General features: G+C 39.0%; 12 protein-coding genes. 9 read left to right on the top strand and 3 right to left on the bottom strand.

Translation table 11 applies throughout. The features are described from left to right. A partial coding sequence (locus tag VLZ86_RS05630) for a sodium:solute symporter (RefSeq protein ID WP_325449597.1) occupies window positions 1–1,761 on the top strand: 1,761 nt, incomplete at its 5' end. Between the two features lie 251 nt (window positions 1,762–2,012). Here the strand turns inward: VLZ86_RS05630 and VLZ86_RS05625 are convergent. Then, window positions 2,013–2,801: an Fpg/Nei family DNA glycosylase gene (locus VLZ86_RS05625; protein ID WP_325449596.1), complete on the bottom strand. Its 789-nt coding sequence runs from the start codon at window positions 2,799–2,801 to the stop codon at window positions 2,013–2,015. Window positions 2,802–2,970: 169 nt separating this feature from the next. Here VLZ86_RS05625 and VLZ86_RS05620 point away from each other — a divergent pair, with 169 nt between their 5' ends. Then, a complete protein-coding gene (locus VLZ86_RS05620) occupies window positions 2,971–3,399 on the top strand; it encodes a GNAT family N-acetyltransferase (protein WP_325449594.1) in 429 nt (142 codons plus the stop codon). Between the two features lie 12 nt (window positions 3,400–3,411). Here the strand turns inward: VLZ86_RS05620 and VLZ86_RS05615 are convergent, their stop codons facing one another. Both VLZ86_RS05615 and VLZ86_RS05610 read right to left on the bottom strand, forming a co-directional pair. Continuing rightward, window positions 3,412–5,445, bottom strand: a complete 2,034-nt coding sequence (locus VLZ86_RS05615) for a hybrid sensor histidine kinase/response regulator transcription factor (protein ID WP_325449593.1) — start codon at window positions 5,443–5,445, stop codon at window positions 3,412–3,414. A gap of 29 nt (window positions 5,446–5,474) precedes the next feature. After that, the gene (locus tag VLZ86_RS05610) at window positions 5,475–7,499 is read right to left on the bottom strand and encodes a ligand-binding sensor domain-containing protein (protein WP_325449591.1); all 2,025 of its coding nucleotides are present in this window, start codon (window positions 7,497–7,499) and stop codon (window positions 5,475–5,477) included. A gap of 287 nt (window positions 7,500–7,786) precedes the next feature. Between VLZ86_RS05610 and VLZ86_RS05605 the strand changes: the two genes are divergently transcribed. The 7 genes from VLZ86_RS05605 to VLZ86_RS05575 all read left to right on the top strand — a co-directional run bounded on the left by VLZ86_RS05605 (window position 7,787) and on the right by VLZ86_RS05575 (window position 21,356). Next, on the top strand, window positions 7,787–9,145 hold the full coding sequence (locus VLZ86_RS05605) for a Gfo/Idh/MocA family protein (protein WP_325449589.1): 1,359 nt from the start codon (window positions 7,787–7,789) through the stop codon (window positions 9,143–9,145). Between the two features lie 28 nt (window positions 9,146–9,173). Next, window positions 9,174–12,179, top strand: coding sequence for a TonB-dependent receptor (locus VLZ86_RS05600; RefSeq protein WP_325449587.1), 3,006 nt, complete (start codon window positions 9,174–9,176; stop codon window positions 12,177–12,179). 11 nt (window positions 12,180–12,190) lie between these two features. After that, window positions 12,191–13,903: a RagB/SusD family nutrient uptake outer membrane protein gene (locus VLZ86_RS05595; protein WP_325449585.1), complete on the top strand. Its 1,713-nt coding sequence runs from the start codon at window positions 12,191–12,193 to the stop codon at window positions 13,901–13,903. A gap of 157 nt (window positions 13,904–14,060) precedes the next feature. Continuing rightward, entirely contained in the window at window positions 14,061–15,383 is a 1,323-nt protein-coding gene (locus tag VLZ86_RS05590; RefSeq protein WP_325449584.1) for a DUF3472 domain-containing protein, read from the top strand. Window positions 15,384–15,699: 316 nt separating this feature from the next. Further along, entirely contained in the window at window positions 15,700–17,043 is a 1,344-nt protein-coding gene (gene nhaA / locus VLZ86_RS05585; RefSeq protein WP_325449581.1) for a Na+/H+ antiporter NhaA, read from the top strand. 348 nt (window positions 17,044–17,391) lie between these two features. Beyond that, on the top strand, window positions 17,392–20,172 hold the full coding sequence (gene acnA, locus VLZ86_RS05580; protein ID WP_325449579.1) for an aconitate hydratase AcnA: 2,781 nt from the start codon (window positions 17,392–17,394) through the stop codon (window positions 20,170–20,172). Between the two features lie 512 nt (window positions 20,173–20,684). Beyond that, window positions 20,685–21,356: a flavodoxin reductase gene (locus VLZ86_RS05575; RefSeq protein ID WP_325449577.1), complete on the top strand. Its 672-nt coding sequence runs from the start codon at window positions 20,685–20,687 to the stop codon at window positions 21,354–21,356.

Raw genomic sequence — 21,356 nt, 5'->3', positions numbered from 1 at the left:
GTACTTTTTGACGAATTGGAAACCATTGGATTGGACTTGGCTACGGTAAAATCAGACTCGATAAGAAATCAATTGACCTCTAGAAGGGATGAGATTTTAAACACACATCCTGGGTTTTCGAATGAGATCCTAGCTTACAATACCATTACCAAAAAGTGGTTTGTTTATGCGAGCCTACCTTCCAAAATGCCGGTAACTGCACTGTCTTTTAAAAACAATAACGATTTTTTTATTATTTCTGGTGAGGTGTCTCCAGGGATCCGTACTTCGGGAGTGCAAAGCTTTAAGATTGCGGATGCTGCACATCCTTTTGGAATACTTAATTATAGTGTCCTTGCCCTGTATTTGCTGATCTCAGAGTTGATTGGACTTTACTTTGCCCGCAAACAAAAATCGACCGAAGATTATTTTGTAGGTGGAGGACGTATTCCGTGGTGGGCGTCTGGTTTAAGTGTTTTTGGAACGCTATTGAGTGCCATTACCTTTATGGCCATTCCAGCCAAGGCTTTCGTGACCGATTGGTCGTTCTTTTTTCTGAATATTACGGCCATTCTCATCACGCCTTTAATCGCTTTTGTGTTCATTCCATTTTTCAATAAACTAAAAATAAAAACGGCATATGAATATCTGGAGGACCGCTTTAATTACGCCGCACGTGCTTTTGGGAGTTTGTCTTTTATCTTATTTCAATTAGGTCGCATCGGCATCGTATTGTTGTTGCCTTCATTGGCCATTTCCATTGTTACCGGTATTCCTGTGGAGACCAGTATTTTAATCATGGGCTTGCTGTGCATATTCTACACTACTTTTGGAGGTATTGAAGCAGTGATTTGGACTGATGTTATGCAAGTAATTGTGCTTCTTGGAGGTAGCATATTAGCGGTGGCGTGGATTATGATGCATACGGAAACTTCATTTGGCGAGATGATTACCTATGCCTCAGAAAGGGATAAATTCAATATTGCCAATATGGAGCTTAATTTTACAGAGTCTACATTTTGGGTTGTTTTTATTGGGGGTCTGGCCTCGGCGATGGTTACTCAAGGGACGGATCAGACGATCGTTCAACGGTATTTGACCAGTTCCAGCGTCAAGGATTCCCAAAAAACCTTATACACTAATGCAGTTTTGACCTTGCCGGCAACCATTATCTTTTTTGGAATTGGAACGCTGTTGTTTATGTTCTATTCAGAAATGCCCAGTAAACTGTCGCCGGCCATTTCCAATAACGATTCCATTTTTCCATGGTACATTGTAAGAGAATTGCCAAAGGGCGTATCAGGCTTGTTGGTGGCGGGAATTTTTTCTGCGGCCATGTCGAGTATCAGTAGTAGTCTGAATTCTGTTTCTACGGCGTATTGCAACGATTTCCATTTGCACTTCAGACCAAAAGTAAAGGATCAAAAGCTGTTACGCATAGCAAGATTAGCCACGATGGTTACCGGTGTTCTTGGAGTGCTTTTAGCGCTGTGGATGGCAAGCTCTGAGATCAAATCACTATGGGATCAGTTCTATCGTTTCTTAGGGCTTTTTACGGGAGGATTGGGAGGCATGTTTCTTTTGGGAATGCTTACCAAAAGAGCGAATGCCAAAGGCACATTAATGGGATTGGTAGTCAGTGCGCTTGTAATATGGTATGTCAGCGTTTTTACAGAAATCAATTTTTTAATGTATTCGTTTTTGGGGGTTACTTCATGTTTTATCTTTGGCTATGCTTTTAGTTTGATGTTTCCAAATAAAGAAAAGGACACGAGCGTTTAACGATTGTATTTATAGGCACTTATTGTTGAAATGTTGATGGTTTTTTTGTGATTTCTTAATAAAGATCTGTGTCATTATTTTGTGGATTGGCAGCTTAGTTTGAAATGCTCTAGCCATCTTGCGTGAGGGATAGCAGTGAAAAGCCCGCAGCGACTCCGATAGGAGAAGCGAGGACTTGTAACGGATAGCCCAACCCTTTAGGGGCACGCCCCAATAAAACCTCGTGCGTTTAATTATGAATTCAATAAAATCTAGTCCGTTATTTTTTGCCACCCTGGCGAGAAATAGGTAGAGCGTCCACCCACTTTTATTTTTTGGATTTCAGCGCCTGTGTGAAAACAGGTTGCGCCTTCTTTTCTATTATGGATCAAAAATTCTTCTGGGAAATCAGGGTGGTGGGCGTCGTTTTCAATTGCCACTTCTATAACATTCTTCATGGCCTTAAAAATAGACTCAATATTTTTATCCGAGAGGTCTTGCACTTTAGTCTCCGGATGGGTTTTTGATTGGTAAAGGATGTCATCAGCCATCCAATTGCCAATACCGGCCGCGACACTTTGGTCCATAAGTACGGCCTTGATAAAGGTTTTACGTTTACGTAACGAGTCTTTGAAATCTTTTAAGCTTAAGTCGCGGGCATCATCGCTGAGGTTACGAGCTAGTTTGTAATCTTCAATGGAATCTATCAGATCCCACCAACCAAATTTGCGTTTGTTCTCAAAGGCAAAATGAAAGCCGTTTTCAAAAGTGAGTACGATATGGCCGTATTTTGGACGGTCTTCTTTTTCTTTATAATAATTGGGACGGCCGGTCATTCCAAAATGGATGACAAGGATTTTCTCGCCTGAGGTTTTTACGAAAAGATATTTTCCAATCCGCTTTGTTTCTGTCAGTTCTTTATTGACCAAATGCTTTTCAAAATTTGCGGGTGCCGTTTTAAGCAATCGGTTATCACGACATTCAAATGCGGTGATTTTTTTATGGAGGGATGTGCTGTCAATATAAACTTTATAGCCCTCTACTTCTGGTAATTCTGGCATTGTCTTCTATTTGTGTCTAAATTAATTAAAATCTTGAAGATAATCTGTTGGAGATTTTATAAAGTGTAGATGTGTGGGGTAAATATCGTAAAGTCAGATATTTACCATAACAATTTGAATTCAGTTTTTAATGAAAGAAGTAGGCAAAAAAATTCTTAATTTTGTAACTATGAAGATTTATAAGCTCACCACCGTTACAGATCAGGTTTTAAATGCGTTTAACAAGTTGATTCCTCAACTCGCCCCTGACAATCCTTTGCCATCAAAAAAGGATCTCGAGGCGATTGTTAATTCGACTTCAACACGACTATTTATAGCAGAAGAGAACAATGAAGTCCTCGGTACATTGACCTTGGTGTTCACTAAAATTCCTACGGGCGATAAAATTTGGATTGAAGATGTTGTGGTGGACAACTCAGCCAGAGGTATGGGTGTTGGAGAACAATTGATGGCGTTTGCTATTGATTATGTTAAAAAACAAAATATTAAAACAATCAATTTGACTTCTAGTCCAGATAGGATTGCGGCCAATACTTTATATCAAAAGTTGGGTTTTATCAAAAGGGAAACTAATGTCTATAGATTGACAATTGGGTAAATTTGAATAATTCTACAAAAAAGAACCTACTTCATGTTTGTTTAAATACTCATCGACGCCAATTTTATGGGCTTCGTTCTTGAAACTTATAGGGCTTTTTTTGAACTGTTTTTTAAAGCATTTTGAAAAATACTTGGGATCATTAAATCCGGTCATAAATGCTGTTTCAGAAACGGTGAATCCGTTTTTAGTAATTAAAACAGCCGCTTTTTTTAAGCGTAAAATCCTTACGAAATCTACCAAACTATGGCCTGTTAGCGCGTGACATTTTCTATAGATTGTGGAATAACTCATGTTTAAAGGTGCGGCCAATTCTTCCATTTTGAAATTCGCATCCTCCAATCTCAAATTAATATTGGCCACTAAATTTTCCAGAAAGATTTCATCCTGAGATTTTTCCAAAGGAACTTCAGGCCTTGAAATGACTTCTTTCCGGTATTTTGTGATAATATCATCTTTGGCAATAAGAATATTTTCAATTTTAAGTAACAGTTCCTTGGTGTTGAAAGGCTTGTTGATATATTCTATGGCGCCAGATTTCAGTCCGGTTATTTTTGAGTGGGTGGAATTTCTTGCAGTCAGTAAAATAATAGGAATATGTTTAGTGAGCTGCTCTTCTTTTAATTGTTTGCACATTTCAATACCATCAAGCTCTGGCATCATAATATCACTTAAAATAAGGTCTGGAATATTGCTCTTGGCATAATGAAAACCTTCAATGCCGTTTTCGGCTAAAATGATATTATACTGGTTTTGGAGAAGTTCTTTCAAAAAAAGTTGTAAGTCTAAAGTGTCTTCAACAATAAGAATGGTCTTTTTTAAAGCGTTGTTTTCGTTTTGCATTTCAGGGATGACCTCATTTTCTATGGCAATTTCTTGAGGCTCATCTTCATCATCGGACGTCACTCTTTCCATATCTGTATAGGCTTCCTTATGGATCGGAAACGTAATGGTAAATGTTGTGCCGGTTATTGCGGAAGATTCAACTTCAATTTTTCCTTTGTGCAAATCGATCAATTCTTTAGTTAGGGCCAACCCAATCCCGATACCTTTCTTTTTTCTTCCAATTTTGGATTGGTAAAAGAGTTCAAAAATTGTATTCAATTCTTCCTTAGCCACGCCGGGACCGGAATCGGTTACAGATAACCGGATCATCTTTTTTGAATTGATCGGCGTTACGGTCAAAATAATATTCCCTTCTTTTGGCGTAAACTTAAACGCGTTGGAGAGTAGATTATAGATGATATGTTCTACTTTTTCTTTGTCATACCATGCTGCTGTTAGATTTTTTGGACAGTTAACCGCAAAGTCGATATGCTTTTTTCTTGCTAATTCATGGAACGATTGGGCAATGTTGTCAATCTTTTTATAGAGGTTATTTTTTGTGACATTCAATCGAAGTCTATCCAATTCCTTATTTCTGACCAAGGTCAATTCGTAGGCAATTTTAGAAAGTCGTCTGCTATTATAACCGATGATTTCCAATCGCTGTTTTAAAAGGAGATTTCCATTTTTTTCTGCTTTCCGAATCATGTCATCAAGCGGTCCTAAAATTAGGGTTAAAGGCGTTTGGATTTCATGGGACATCTTTGCGAAAAAGTTCATTTTTAATTCATGAAGTTCATTCTGATTTTGATGACGGATTTTTTCGGTTAACAACTTCTTTTTTAAGGCATACCAACGTCTGACACCGTAAACCACTAATCCGAGAACGCCGATGTATAAAATCCAGGCAACGGGTTTGTTCCAAAAGGGTTGTTCAATGGAGATGTTGATACTTTTGGCAGGGATATCCCAAACGTCGTCTCTTGTGCCTGTCTTAACTTCAAAAGTGTAATTGCCCGCCGGGATATTGGTGTAAGTGGCAGAACGGTCCAAATGACTGTAGATCCAATCGTCGTCAAAGCCTTTTAATCGATAGGCATAAAAATATTTTGGATATAAGATATTGTCCAAAGCAGCAAAACGAAATGAAAATGAAGATTGGTTATGTTTTAGATGTAAGACCTTGACATTGACAATGCCACTGTCTATTTGTTCTGGCAATAAAACTTCTGCGGGTTGGTTCAGAACTTCTATGGTGTTAATTTGAAGGTTGGGCGTGACTCTTTTTTGTGTAAATCTTTGGGATAGAAATAATTGAAACCTTTCGATCCGCCAAAATATAAGACCCCATTATAATCCTTAAAGGCACTTCTTGACAAAAACATATTATCTTGTAGTCCGTCAGTGATAAAATAGGTTTTTATGATGGAACCTCTAGTATCGAAATTCACAATACCGTTGTTGGAGCTTATCCATAAATTGTCATTTCCAGAATTGATTACCGCGGCTAGCGTTCTATTTGAAATGGTCTTTAAATCCTCAAATGAAGTATATATATTCTTTTTGATATCGTACTTTAATAATTTGCCGGAATCATTTATTAGCCATAAGCTGTTATAGGTGCCTTCTGAAATGGATTTGACACTCTTAATCCTGTCCAATTGGTCGTTCAAGATGGAAAAGTCCAAAAAAGTAGACGCATTTAACTGAGTGTGATTCTCGTTAAATTGAAATAAGCTACCTTCATAAATACCGAGCCATAAACTGCCGTTTTGCGTTTCAATAATACTTTCAACAATGGTTCCTTTTAAGCCGTTCACATTGTTTTCAAAGGATGCCAGAAGTTCCAAATTGTCAGAATAGATGTTCAGGCTAGTGTTGGATCCCACCCAAACGCGTCCTTTGCTATCCTTGTAGATGGTCCTAACATCAGTTGCTTTTTGATTCTTGCTGTTCAACACGGGGATTTTACGAAATTCACTTTTCTTGGAATCATAGAACCAAAGGCCATTTTTGTAGGTGCCAATCCAGATATTACCTTTGTTGTCCTCAGCTATGCTCTGAACGTAAAATCCTTTATTGGTAGTAAAATCATGAAAAAACTGTTTTTCAGTAGTACTGTCATCGGCATTGAAAGTAATTCTGGTTAAGCCGGAACCATCGGTGCCTGCCCATAAAACATCATCTGAACCCTTGTATATGCTCAATATTCTACTGGGCACACGATTTTCCGATCCTTCGTGATAATTGATATTATTATCTGCGTTGGGTAGGATATTCAAATTGCCGTAATTGGGTGTGATCCAGATGTTTTGGTGATTGTCCTCATTAATATGTAAAATGGTATTACTACTTAAAGAAGTCTCGCTATTCACTTGTTTGGTGAATAAAAGAACATCTCCCGTTGTTAAATTTATCTTATATATACCACCACCGTCTGTTCCTGCCCATAAAAAACCACGAGTATCCGCAAAAAGATTTAGGATTAACTCATTTTTAATATTGTGTGTATTTCCTTTAAAAAATGAATCTTGAATAAATTCTTTATTAGTGATGTCATATAAAAAAAGACCCCTTGTTTCCGTGCCAATCCATAGTCTATTGTAACTATCCGCCAATAACCTTAGGCTTTCAGGGTAATTATTAAAAGGTGCTTTCAGAAATTCTTGTTTTTTGGACGGGATGGAATAGATCATAACGTTGCCATCCCCTGTGCTTAAAAAAATGTCCTTATGTTGTCCTATGGCAATATCCACAACGATTTTTGAATTGCTTCCCAAACCAGGAAAAGTAGTAATGCTATCCGTTTTAGCGTTGGCATAGGTGTATATACTGCCTTTGGTTGTAGCTAACCAAATTGCTTTATTCTTTGAAGTGATTGCGCCTATTTTCTCATTGTTTATTAGTGGCGTTAAATCCTCAAAAATTCCTTTCTCCGGATTGTATTGGGTTAATGAACCTATGGCCGATATCACCCAGATGTTTTTGAAATCATCAATCAGAATATCTTTTATGGGTACATAATCTTGGGAATTAGGAAAAATAGTTTGGTTGTTGATACGTCTGTAGTTATAACCATCATAGATGTATATGTCTCCTTTATCAACCATCCAAATATTTCCAGAAGCATCCTGTATGGTTTTTGTAACCGTAATCGCTCTATTATCTGAAGAAGGCGCTAAATGTGTGAAATTAACATGGTGCTGCCCAAGTGCAGCTGTAACCAGCGCTATACATATACAGAAGGTTAAAAGATAAGGCTTCAAACTGTGCATGAGATAATTCTTGAATTTGTAGGGCTGTTTCTTTGAAGTGTATAAATAGTAGGAGAACTACTAGAGTAAACTGATTAATTATGGTAAATATATTAATAATATAAATGTAAGGGGGCCTTGTAGCGAATGGATTAATTGAGCATAAGCGATTATTTCGTCAAATAGGGGGATAATTTCATCATCCGACTCATATTCTCCCCAATCGACTAAAATATCTACCACATTAAAGAACTTTAATTTCAAATTTGAGACTAGATTATTTAACGAAACATTAACGATTTTATAATATGAGTTCAAGAAGAGATTTTGTCAAAAAAACAGTATTGGCTGGTGCGGGTTTAATGATGCTTCCCAATATGTCCTTTGGTGCGATGTTGGGTTCCGCCGACCAAAAATTAAAAATGGCATTTATAGGCGTTGGACTAAGAGGGGTGAATCATTTAAACAATGCATTGCTCAGAAAAGATACAGAAATAACTGCCATCTGTGATGTGGATCCTGCCCGGATTGAAGTGGCATTGAAAATGATCAAGGATGCAGGATTTGCAAAACCACAGGTTTTCAGTAAAAATGATCAAGATTATCTGAATTTATTGAACTTAAAGGAAGTTGATGCAGTTGTAATTTCTACACCCTGGTTGTGGCATACCCGAATGGCTGTTGATTCTATGAGGGCTGGAAAATACACCGGCTTAGAAGTTTCTGCTGCAAATACTTTGGAGGAATGCTGGGACTTAGTAAACACTCACGAAGCAACAGGATCCCATTTAATGATCCTGGAAAATGTGAATTACCGTAGAGATGTTCTTGCGGTATTGAATATGGTGAAAAAGGATGTCTTTGGTGAATTGGTCCATTTTAGATGTGGGTATCAGCACGATTTACGTGGTGTAAAGTTCAACGACGGTAAAACAGCTTACGGCAAAGGTGTTGAATTTGGTGATAAAGGTATTTCTGAATCCAAATGGCGCACCCAACATTCATTATTAAGAAATGCCGATGTCTATCCAACGCATGGTTTAGGGCCTATTGCAGTTATGTGTGATATCAACAGGGGAAATCGTTTGATGTCCCTAACATCAAATGCCTCCAAAGGAATCGGATTACATAATTATATTGTTGTCAACGGTGGCAAGGACCATCCCAACGCTAAATTGAAATTCAAACAAGGTGATGTGATTACCACAACAGTAGAAACCACCAATGGTGAAACCATCATCATCACACACGACGTTAATTTGCCAAGACCTTATTCCTTAGGGTTTAGAGTCCAAGGCGCCAATGGCTTATGGGAAGATGATGGAAAAAGAATTTATATCGAAGGCCAATCAAAACCACACCGATGGGATGATGCCGATGAATGGCTTAAAAAATATGACCATCCTTTATGGAAAAAATATGGCGAGCTCGCTACTGGCGCTGGTCATGGGGGAATGGACTTTTTTGTAATGAATTCGTTTATAGAATCTGCCAAAGAAAAGATAGCACCTCCAATGGATGCTTATGATGCAGCGGCATGGAGTGCAATTACCCCGCTTTCAGAGGCTTCTATTGAAAATAACGGTGCACCTCAGGAAATCCCGGATTTTACAAGAGGGATGTGGGTAAAACGTAAGCCTTACAATTGGATCAAGGATACCTATTAAAACTTAAAATAAACTTAAAATAAAACTTATGAAGAAACTATTATTAGTCTTATTCTTATCCTTATTTGTTGGATCTGCTTACGCGCAGCAATCTAAAATTGAGGTAAGAGGTACGATAACTGAAGCCAGTACTGGGGTTTCTGTTCCAGGAGCAACTGTTTTAGAAAAAGGTACTACCAATGGGACGGTGTCTGATTTTGATGGAAATTTTTCTATAAATGTCACTAGCGATGCGACTTTGGTTGTGTCTTTTATGGGATTTGTGACGCAAGAGGTTAAAGTAAATGGCAGGACATCCATAAGCATTAGCATGCAGGAAGATATCGCCAGTTTGGATGAGGTGGTTGTTGTTGGATATAGTACACAAAAAAGAGAGAGTTTAACCGGCGCATTGAATACGGTTACGGGAGATGACCTTAGGGACGTTACAACGCCATCCGTAGAAAACATGCTTAATGGAAAAGCGCCTGGTGTTTATGTCGCTTCGGGGTCAGGACAGCCTGGATCAAGAGGTGCGGTTGTTATTCGTGGTCAAGCTACCTTAAGTGGTACAACGAGCCCACTTTGGGTGATTGACGGTGTCATTGTAGGATCTAGCGCAGGGGAACTGAACCCAGATGATATCGAGACCATGACGATTCTTAAAGATGCTGCTTCCACCTCCATTTATGGATCTCAGGGCGCTAATGGTGTTATCGTGGTGACGACAAAAAGAGCTAAAATTGGAAAAACTTCGGTTAATTTTTCTACCAAAGTGGGTATTAGCACCCTAAATAACGGGAACACAAACATGATGAATGGGGCGGAATTATATGATTATTACTCCTCGTTTTCTAATGCCAGTCAAATTTCATTTCCACGTTGGAATGCTGATCTGCGTAACAGCAATTTTGATTGGTGGGATTTAGCCACTAAGACTGGTTTGACACGTACCTATAACGTTTCTATTCAGGGAGGTACTGAAACCCTACGTTCTTATATGTCTCTTGGTTTATACGATGAAGAAGGAGCTGTTAAAGGTTATGACTACAAACGTTACAATTTCCGTTTTAAAACGGAATATAAACCGTTGGATTGGTTGACAATAAAGCCGGCAATCTCAGGATCTATGCGTGATGTGGATGATCGTCAGTATTCTACAACGGCCATGTATTCTAATTTGCCATGGGATAGCCCTTATAATGAAGATGGAAGTTTAGTTGGACATCGTTCCAGCAGTTGGGTAAATAGTGCCAGCACCAATTACCTCTACGATCTTCAGTGGAATCATGGTGCTAACAAAAACTATGAGTTTATGGGGAATATGGATTTCGACGTTAGGTTGACGGATTGGTTGACCTTCTCATCTATCAACAACGTACGTTACAATACCTATAAGTCAAATGGTTATACAGATCCTCGTTCTAGTGGCGGTGAAAGTGTAGGTGGTCGTATTTCAGAGTATCGATCAGATTACACCCGAATGTTTACCAGTCAACTTTTAAAACTTAATAAAAGTTGGGGGAAACACGATGTAAATGCTTTGCTCGCTTATGAATTTAATGATTACCGTTCGGAATCTTTAGATGCGGCAGGTACCGGATTTATCCCAGGTTTTGAAGTATTAGACGTTGTTGCGGTCCCAGAGCGTACAAAAGGGGGGATTAACGAATGGGCTGTCCAATCCGTTTTCTTCAATGCTAATTATGCCTATGACAATAAATATATGGGTCAGGTTTCTTTCCGTAGAGATGGGGCTTCCAACTTTGGTGATAATGCCAAGTATGGAAATTTCTTCTCGGTAAGTGGTGGATGGAACATCAACCATGAAGAGTGGTTTAAAGCAGACTGGGTGGATAATTTAAAAATTCGCGCATCCTACGGTTCGGTAGGAAACCGGCCAAGTGCATTGTATCCACAATATGATTTATATGCTGTGTCAGGTGGCGCGAGCTACAACCAGAATCCTGGAGCATTGATCAGTCAAATTGGAAATAAAGATTTGACTTGGGAAAAGACTTATACCAGTGGTATAGGGATTGATGCAAGTATATGGAACAACCGAGCAAGATTAACGGTGGACTTATATGAGAAAAATACTGACAATATCCTTTACCGAGTTCCAATTAGTGGGTTGACAGGTGTGACGAGCATTTGGCAGAATATTGGGGAAATGGAAAATAAAGGGATTGAGGTTTCCATTGGTGGCGATATCATCCGCAATCAGGACTTAACCTGGAGTTTGGATTTGAACTTAGGCCATAACTCTAATAAGTTGACTAAACTCTACAAAACAAAAAATGCCAATGGTGACTACGTGGTTCGACCTATTATAGTTGGCGATGGTCTGGGAATTGCCGGTTCGGCACAACGCATGTTGGAGCCAGGTCGCCCAGTGGATACCTATTACTTAAAAGAATGGGCTGGCGTAAATCCTGAAGACGGATTGCCATTGTGGTACAAGGTAGAAAGAGATGCCGACGGAAATGAATTGTCTCGTGAAACCACTTCTAATTACTCACAAGCAACATTTGAGAAAACAGGTAAAGTATCTCCTGATATTTTTGGAGGTTTTTCTACAGCATTGAATTATAAGAGATTTGATTTTAACGCTGTATTCGGTTATGCTCTAGGCGGTAAAATATATAACTATTCAAGACAGGAATACGACTCGGACGGAACTTATACAGACCGTAACCAAATGCGTTTGAGACCAGAATGGAGCCGTTGGGAAAAGCCAGGTGACATTGCAACGCACCCTGTAGCGAGGTATAATAACCAGGATAAGGGAAATGCAACATCCACGCGTTATTTAGAAAACAACGATTTTTTAAAGTTACGTTCCTTGACTTTAGGTTATAATATTGACTTAAGCCAGTTTAAGGTGGATAACTTACGCATCTCCTTATCCGGAGAGAATTTATTCACCATCACCAAATACTCAGGAGTAGATCCAGAAATTCCAGCAATTGATGGAGCTGTAATGGGATCAACAGGTCCTGCAGTATATCCGACCACGCGTAAATTTATGCTTGGACTTAACTTACAATTTTAAAACTATACACCATGAAAAAAATATTTATAGCCCTATTGGTCGTGGCAACATTCGCAGCGTGTGATATCGACCGCCTGCCTCACGGAAGCATGGACTCACAGACTATTGTCGGGGATCCAGATGCCTCTCTCGAAGCCTTGCTCAACGGAATGTATGCCCAGTTAAAAGCTTGGTCAGATCCTATGCATAGAATGGGAGAATATGCAGGAGATAATATGATGATCCGTGGATCATCTACTGATGCCTTTTATGAATTTCTATCGTATGCACGTACTCCAAACAACTATCGCTTGACCCAAATGTGGGACTCGGGGTATAAAGCTATTGCACAGGCTTCAAATATCATTGATATGATTGATGAAGGCCAAAGTGCGGAGATTGATAATAAGATTGGGGAATCATATTACGTGCGTGGGATGATGTACTTTTACTTGACCCGTGCATTCGGTCGTCCTTATTACCAAAATCCAGAAACGAATTTGGGTGTTCCAATTGTGAATGGAACCCCTGACGATATTCTTAATATGAACTTTGATGATCGTGCAACAGTAAAAGAAAGCTACGAGCAAGCCATCAGCGATTTAAAGAAGGCCGAAGCATTATTGACTTTAGATAAAACTTCTATCTACGCATCAAAAGAAGCAGCGCAAGCCATGTTGTCTCGTATCTATCTTTATATGAGTGGAACCTACTCTGCACCTAATACTGAATATGCACAACTTGCTGTAGATTACTCAAATAAAGTGATCAATTCTGGAAAGTACTCTTTGTTGCCAAGAGCTCAATTTATGAAGTACAATACTTTTATTCCAGAAAACAATGCCGAAACTATATTTGCAATCAAACGTGTGGCTTCTGAGTTTTCAGGTTTTGACCATTACTATGGTGTTGGAGGAATGTATGCCAACTTAGGCGGAATGGGATGGGGAGAAATGTATGCCAGTGCTAAATATATCGATTTGCTAAATGAAACCGGTCGCAATGACTGGCGTGAAGACAGCTATAATCTTGTAGATGCACGTGCAGCATTTATTATGCCTACCTATTCAAAAGATGCTAACACTGGAAATTATACTGAAGTGTTCCGTTTTGTCAAAGAAGATGGTCCTAATAATTTAAACTATGTACAGGCAAATATCACTCGTAATGGTGGTACAATTACCGCTAAGGAAGGGGATGACACCTATACGCTTACTGTCATTGATGCCAATCAGGAGACTTATTCAATCGAATACAAAGACGGAAAAACTTATTCTGGTGTTATAGACGATTATATAACGCTTAACCGTGTTTATCCACAGTTCTACATTACAAAAGCGTCGTTGGAAGGGGAGGAGTCTCATTTGCACTCTCCCGTAATCAGCCGTTTGGGAGAGGTTTACCTGAACCGTGCTGAAGCCTATGCCAAATTGGGGAATTATAGCGATGCTCTGACTGATCTAAACACTATTAGAGAGCGTTCTATTGTTAATGGCGGATACACTGCTTTGGATGCCGACAATGCTGGCACTCGGATTGACAAAGAACGTCAATTGGAACTTGCTTATCAAGCAGAACGTAGTTATGACGTATTCCGGAATGGAAAGGAATTGACACGTCACTATCCAGGACCTCACAACCAATTTGATGATATCTCGGCTACTGACTATCGTGTGGTCTATTATATTCCACAGGATGCTATAAATTCTTACCCAGGAACATTGACTCAGAATCCGACGCAATAATTAGCGTTGGTGTCAACGATTCTGATAAAAAATGAACATATCGGGAGAAGCTTGACTTAAAATCAAGCTTCTTTCATTTTATCCTTTGACGGAACAGCAATCAACAGTAACCACTGTTTTAAATGAATTTTATTATGTGTATAAATAATTATAAACTATGTTAAAAAAAAGGCACCTTTCATTTCTAGTCTTATTCGTTTCTTTTACACTGATAGGTTGCAACACCAATAGATCCAATGATCAAGGAGGACTAGAACTCAATTTATCTATCCAAATCCCTGCAGGTCCTAATAGTTGGGTGGTCAATAAGACCTCTATGACTTCCAATATGATAAGTGATTCTGAAATTAAAAATTGGACCGATTTAAAAACCGTTGTTCGCACTTATTTTAAAACAGATACTTCAGGAAAGCTGCATCTTGGTTTGAATTTGAATGTCCCAGAGGGTACTTCAAGAATAAAAGTCACACTAGCCGATCAAACCAAAATCATAAAAACAAACGCTTCCGAAAGCCAAACAATTGACATTGGCATTTTTGATGTCAAAGCGGGTTATAATGTCATTGAGATGGTAGGTATTGAGAAATCAGGACCTGTTGTGGCAACTATTAGTGAAGTTTTAATTGGGGGTACGGCTACGGAAGGTAACATCTATTTTATTAAAGACGACTTTTATTTTGGAAGGCGTGGCCCTTCAGTCCATTTAACCTATGAATTGCCTGAGGAAAAGGAAATTGAATGGTTTTATAACGAAATCAATGTTCCCGAAGGTGAAGATGTCATAGGTTCCTATTTTATGGCGAATGGTTTTCAAGATGGTTATTTTGGCATTCAGGTCAATTCAGAAACGGAGCGTCGCGTCTTGTTTTCGGTGTGGAGTCCTTTTGATACTCAAGATCCAAAGGAGATTCCTGACGATCATAAAATTATTTTGCTGGCCAAAGGCGATGGCGTAACTACTGGTGAATTTGGAAATGAGGGGTCTGGAGGACAGAGTTATAAAGTGTACAATTGGAAAGCGAATACCTCTTATAAATTTTTATTGAAAGGTGTTCCTGCCGAAAATAATTCAACAGATTATACCGCGTATTTTTATACTCCAGAAAATAATAAATGGAATTTGATTGCGAGCTTTAGAAGACCACAAGGCAGTCGATACTTAAAACGGTTGTATTCATTTTTAGAGAATTTTGTACCTGAAACTGGAAATATCTCGCGAAAAGCACACTATAACAATCAGTGGGTTTACACCACGGATAAAGAATGGATGGAACTGACCAAAGCTAAATTTACTGCAGACGCCACAGCACGAAAGGAATCTCGTATGGACTATGCCGGTGGGGTGAACGGTAACCAATTTTTTATGGAAAATTGTGGCTTTTTTAATGATACCACTCCAATCAATACAGAGTTTATAAGAACATCAAATGGGGCAGCGCCAAATGTTGATTTTACGCAATTGGATATGCCAAAAAATTAAAATGTTAAGTTGATTTGGTTAGATTGAAGGCCCGAAGAATGTCATATTTTCGGGCTTTCTTAGTGAAAGCCAAGAGCGAGTGCATTATTTTGTGATGGTTGTCCAGATAGCTAAAAACATGGATTTCGATTATTGATCGGGAATCTCGGAACCATCTTTCCATAAAAGCACTAAGAGATGAATCCCCATCCGTTACAATCGGCTTCGTTTTGACGCTTAATTTCAACACCAATAGTTTTAAAAATATAATTTCACTTTTTATTGATTGAGAGAATTTAAAATGCGAAATTGTACTTTAAAAACAATCCTCTCCAATATGGGTAAGGTAACAAAGAGTATAAATGCATTTCTAAAAAAAGATTCTGCACCAGGGATATTATTGATCATCGCCACTGCCTCAGCGTTGATTGTGGCCAATACCTCCCTAAATAATTTTTATCATACGGTAATGCAACTCAATTTTGGAATGGGTTTTAAAGATGTCTACATCTCTAAGTCGTTACATGATTGGGTCAATGATGGTTTAATGGCACTATTCTTTTTGATGGTTGGCCTTGAAATTAAAAGCGAACTGAAATTTGGTAGTTTGACGTCTTTCAGGTCGGCGATATTTCCTGTTGCCGCCGCCTTTAGTGGCGCCATGTTCCCTGCCATTATATATCTTGCTTTCAATCTTGGGACTGATTATGTAAAAGGATGGGCCATACCAATGGCTACAGATATTGCCTTTGTTATTGGCGTCATTGCGATGCTCGGGTCGAGAATGCCTTCTTGGGCTAAGGTTTTTATTACTACAATTGCGGTGGTTGATGATCTCATTGCCGTGTTGGTCATCGCCTTTTTTTATACCGATGAAATCCAATGGCACGCCTTGGGGATAGCAGCGGGATGTACTATAATACTCCTGATTCTTAACAGAAAGGGCGTGAACAGATTGACGCCCTATCTCGTTATAGGTTTTGTCATGTGGTGGGCCATATTGGCTTCTGGCGTTCATGCCACTATAGCAGGGGTCATATTAGCGTTAACCGTGCCTTTACGACGCGAATGGGATATGGATCAGATCAAAAAGGCGTCTTTAAAAGGGTATAGGCTTTTTAAGGAAGCAAAGGATGACGCCTACACCATGACAAGTCCTCAAGTCCACAGTTTTCTCGAAAATTTACATCGGGAAATGGAGTCGCCATTGAAACGATTGGAACGAAAACTACATGGACTCGTTTACTTTTTTATCATGCCCACTTTCGCTTTCGTGAATGCCGGAATTATTTTTGATATGGAGATTTTAAGAGAGGCATTCCATCTGCCAATTACCTGGGGAACCATGTTGGGGCTATTGATAGGTAAGCCAATTGGGATCATGTTTGCCAGTTGGATATTCCTGAGTTTTTTCTATAGAAAAACGAGGAAAACTCCAGAAATATGGCGATTGCTTTTTGGGATCTCTCTCCTTTGCGGTATCGGTTTTACCATGTCGCTATTTATCGTCAACCTTTCTTTTGTTGATCAAATTTTACAGGAAGAAGCTAAAATTGGAATTCTTTTGGCATCTGGCCTGAGTGGTCTGCTGGGATATCTGGTACTTCGCAGCGCAACCCGTAAACCTGAAGCAATTACTGAAGATAAGATCAGAATTAATTTATCCCACTTACCGAAATAAATAAAGAAATTTCAACAAATATTACGATGCTATCTTAATGGAAATTGACCGTGGAATGCCAATTTTTAAGAATTAATAAGCTTTAACCATCTAAGTACCTTATTTTTATTTCGATAAGATTACTTATGTTAGAACAAATTCGTAAATTTAAAGAGCTTAAAATAAAACACTGATCACCTTAAATTAGTGTTTTTGACAAGTAGGTTTGCAGGAAAATTAATCTTCTTTTGATTTTCTTTCATTTTTGTTTTTATGAATGCTACTCCCCAACCATTCTACAAAGAACTTTGCGCCCAATGCCACTACTTGATTAGGTGATAAATACTAACATTTTAAAACGCAGATACTATGGGTAATGATTTATTTAAAACTAAAAGACAACTGGCTGTAAACGGTAAAAGCTTCACATTTTATAGTCTTGAGGAGCTCTCAAATCAAGGTTATGAGATTGATAAATTGCCTTTTTCAATTCGTATTTTATTGGAGAATGCGTTGCGTAATTTTGACGACTTCTCAGTAACTAAAGAAAACATTGAAACACTTCTTAACTGGAAACCAAAGGGGGTGGATAAAGATATTCCTTTTAAACCTGCACGTGTTTTAATGCAGGATTTTACGGGTGTTCCTGCCGTGGTTGATATTGCGGCCCTTAGGGCAGAGGTGGCTCGTAAAGGAGGAAACCCTGAGACCATTAATCCTTTGGTACCTGTGGATTTGGTCATAGACCACTCCGTTCAAGTAGATTATTTTGGTACGGATTATTCTTATCAGCGCAATATAGAAGAAGAATACAAACGGAATATTGAGCGTTATCAATTTTTAAAATGGGCGCAACAATCTTTTGATAATTTTAGTGTGGTCCCTCCAGGAATGGGTATTTGCCATCAAATTAACTTAGAATATTTATCTAAAGGCGTCATTGAACGTAATGGCGAACTTTTTCCGGATACCGTAGTGGGTACGGATAGCCATACTCCAATGGTTAACGGCATTGGCGTTGTAGCTTGGGGCGTTGGTGGTATTGAGGCAGAAGCTGCAATTTTAGGGCAACCCCTGTATTTTATTATGCCAGAGGTCATCGGATTGAAATTGACCGGTAAATTGCCGTTGGGATCAACGGCTACAGATTTGGTGCTGACCATTGCCAATATCCTCAGAAAACAAGGGGTGGTAGGTAAATTTGTTGAGGTTTTCGGATCGGGACTTGACCATTTGTCGGTGCCAGATAGAGCGACCATTGGAAATATGTCACCAGAATTTGGATGCACCATTACCTATTTCCCAATAGATGATAAAACATTAAAGTACATGCGGGAAAGTAATCGTTCTGAGGAACAGATTGCTATGGTGGAAACCTATTGTAAAGCCAATATGTTATGGCGTGAAAATGAAGACCGAATCCACTACACCGAAGTTGTGGAGCTGGATGTCTCCACTATTGAACCTACCGTTGCAGGTCCGAAACGTCCGCAGGACAAGATTCTTTTAAAGGATTTTAAGCCTACATTTATTGATTTGCTAAGTTCAGGATATGAGCGTGAATATATAGAACATGAAGAACGTGAGTCCGTCATCCGTTGGAAGAACGAAGGAGGTAACCAACCTACCTCGCCGCCAAGAGCGATGTCTGCAGGCACAAAAATTGAAACGAATGTGCAAAACGGACTTAAAACGGTTTGGATTGATAAAGGCGAACAAAAATATTCATTATCAGACGGTTCAGTAGTTATTGCGGCCATAACCTCCTGTACCAATACCTCCAATCCATTTGTGATGATTGGTGCTGGCTTGGTGGCTAAAAAGGCAAGGCAGCACGGTATTGATGTCAAACCATGGGTAAAAACGTCTTTAGCTCCAGGATCAAAAGTGGTTACAGATTATTTGATAAAAGCCGATTTATTAAAGGATTTGGAAGCGCTTCAATTTCATTTGGTGGGCTATGGTTGTACTTCTTGTATCGGGAATTCAGGTCCGTTGCCTCCTGCCATTGCTAAAGCAGTCGATGATCATGAATTGGTTGTATGCTCCGTGCTTTCAGGCAATCGAAACTTTGAGGCACGTGTCCATTCACAGGTGAAAATGAATTACTTGATGTCGCCTATGTTGGTCGTTGCTTTCGCCATTGCGGGTCGAGTGGATATTAACTTAACCACAGATCCTATCAGTTATGACAAAAACCAATTGCCAGTGTATCTAAAAGATATTTGGCCAACCGATGATGAAATCAATGCGGTGCTGAAGGAAGTACTTACGCCGAAAGATTTTGATAAAAACTATTCAGAGATTTTCGATGGAAATGAGATTTGGAGAAATTTAGAGATTCCAACAGGTAAATTGTATGATTGGGATCCAGAATCCACTTATATTAAAGAAATCCCATTCTTTAAGGATATCTCTGAAAAGGCGCCCCCACTTCAGAATATTGAAAATGCACGGGCACTTTTGGTGTTGGGTGACAGTATTACAACCGATCATATTTCTCCGGCAGGTGCTTTTGATGAGCATTCTGCGGCAGGAAAATACTTGATTGCAAACGGTGTCAAAAAACAAGAATTTAACTCTTATGGAAGCCGCAGAGGAAATGATGAAGTGATGGTGAGAGGAACTTTTGCCAACGTTCGGATCAAGAATAAACTTGCTCAAAAAGAGGGTGGTTATACCACGCACTTACCATCAGGAGAAGAAATGAGTGTTTATGATGCCTCGCTTAAATATCAAAAAGATAACACGCCGTTAGTGGTCCTTACCGGCAAGGAATATGGAAGTGGTTCGTCTAGAGACTGGGCCGCGAAAGGTACGTTTTTACTGGGGATAAAAGCTGTTATAGCTGAAAGTTACGAACGTATCCATAGAAGTAATTTAGTTGGTCTTGGGGTGTTGCCACTACAATATGAAGCTGGGCAAACCGCTGAGAAACTAGGACTGAATGGAACTGAAACTTTTACTATTTCAGGGATTTCTGAAGGATTGACCCCGCACAAATCTGTAGATGTTGTGGCGGAGAATGATAAAGGTGAACGTATTAAATTTAAGGCCATTGCCCGATTGGATTCGTTGATAGATATTGAATATTACCGCAATGGTGGAATTCTGCAGTATGTACTGAGACAGTTTTTGGATGAGAAATAGGGGGTAGGGATTGATGATCGTTGATGAACGTTTGATGACCCACCCGAACGTACCTTTTCTTGTCCGAATGAATCCGTCCAAGCGGGTGGTACGGCCAGTTGTTGAGGTAGCGGCTGATGGGTGGCCGAAGGCAAATTGATTATTAACGATTAACGATTGTTGGTTTACTCGAGTTAGGAGTTCAGAGTTATGCTCAAGGCAGAGAAATTGAAATTGAAGACAAGCAATATGTCCTCATAACAAATAACACTAAATAAATTTTAATAACCATATAGTTGGACTGCCCCGCCTTTAGCTTTTGAGAAGGCGGGCAGTTTTTAGGTTGTTATAAGCATTAGAAATCGGAAACAACAAAAACCAGAAACAATAATTCCAATTACCAATAACAAATACCAATAAGAAATATCTGAGATTTTGTATCCTTTAACCACGTTTTGACTCTAATAGGTAGTAGTTAAACAAACCGCGCCTCAACTAAAAAATAATAATAGAAAAAAAATAATTTCTGAAAAATGGAAAATCAAGAAGTAACTATAAAATCGATTGACCATGCCACCCATGATGTACTTCATATTGTGGTGGAAAAACCTGAAGGAATGGTCTTTGAACCGGGGCAAGCAACAGAAATATTTGTGGAAGAGTCGGGATGGGAAAATGAAGGTCGCCCTTTTACGTTTACATCGCTTCCAAAGGATGAGAACCTCGAATTTATGATCAAAACGTATCCGTCCCGTAACGGGGTTACGAACAAATTGCTATCTCTAAAAGCTGGTGATCATTTGATTGTTAATGAAGTTTTTGGTGCCATTGCCTACAAAGGTGAAGGTACATTTATTGCCGGCGGCGCGGGGGTAACACCTTTTATTTCAATTTTAAGGAATCTCAAAGAACAGAATAAACTGGGCAACAATAAGCTCATTTTTGCAAATAAGACAAAAGAAGATATCATTCTCGAAAAAGAATTTAAAGAGATGTTAGGTCAGAATTTTATCAATATTCTATCCAGGGATGCTGCTGAAGGTTTTGAACATGGAAAGATTACTGAGAAATTCTTGAATAACTGCGGACTTGCTTATGATAAACATTTTTACCTCTGTGGCCCGCCGCCTATGATGGAAGCGGTTGAAAAGCAATTATCCAATTTGAATGTGAAGAAGGAACAGATCGTAATGGAAGAATTTTAA

The organism is Gelidibacter sp. (assembly GCF_035515035.1).
Lineage (GTDB): Bacteria > Bacteroidota > Bacteroidia > Flavobacteriales > Flavobacteriaceae > Gelidibacter.
This window is presented reverse-complemented; position numbering and strand designations above follow the sequence as displayed.

Coding starts and splice junctions, on each gene's coding strand:
- VLZ86_RS05625 (WP_325449596.1), bottom strand. CDS start 2,801: ATGCCAGAATTACCAGAAGTAGAGGGCTATAAAGTTTATATTGACAGC.
- VLZ86_RS05620 (WP_325449594.1), top strand. CDS start 2,971: ATGAAGATTTATAAGCTCACCACCGTTACAGATCAGGTTTTAAATGCG.
- VLZ86_RS05610 (WP_325449591.1), bottom strand. CDS start 7,499: ATGCACAGTTTGAAGCCTTATCTTTTAACCTTCTGTATATGTATAGCG.
- VLZ86_RS05605 (WP_325449589.1), top strand. CDS start 7,787: ATGAGTTCAAGAAGAGATTTTGTCAAAAAAACAGTATTGGCTGGTGCG.
- VLZ86_RS05600 (WP_325449587.1), top strand. CDS start 9,174: ATGAAGAAACTATTATTAGTCTTATTCTTATCCTTATTTGTTGGATCT.
- VLZ86_RS05595 (WP_325449585.1), top strand. CDS start 12,191: ATGAAAAAAATATTTATAGCCCTATTGGTCGTGGCAACATTCGCAGCG.
- VLZ86_RS05590 (WP_325449584.1), top strand. CDS start 14,061: ATGTTAAAAAAAAGGCACCTTTCATTTCTAGTCTTATTCGTTTCTTTT.
- nhaA (WP_325449581.1), top strand. CDS start 15,700: ATGGGTAAGGTAACAAAGAGTATAAATGCATTTCTAAAAAAAGATTCT.
- acnA (WP_325449579.1), top strand. CDS start 17,392: ATGGGTAATGATTTATTTAAAACTAAAAGACAACTGGCTGTAAACGGT.
- VLZ86_RS05575 (WP_325449577.1), top strand. CDS start 20,685: ATGGAAAATCAAGAAGTAACTATAAAATCGATTGACCATGCCACCCAT.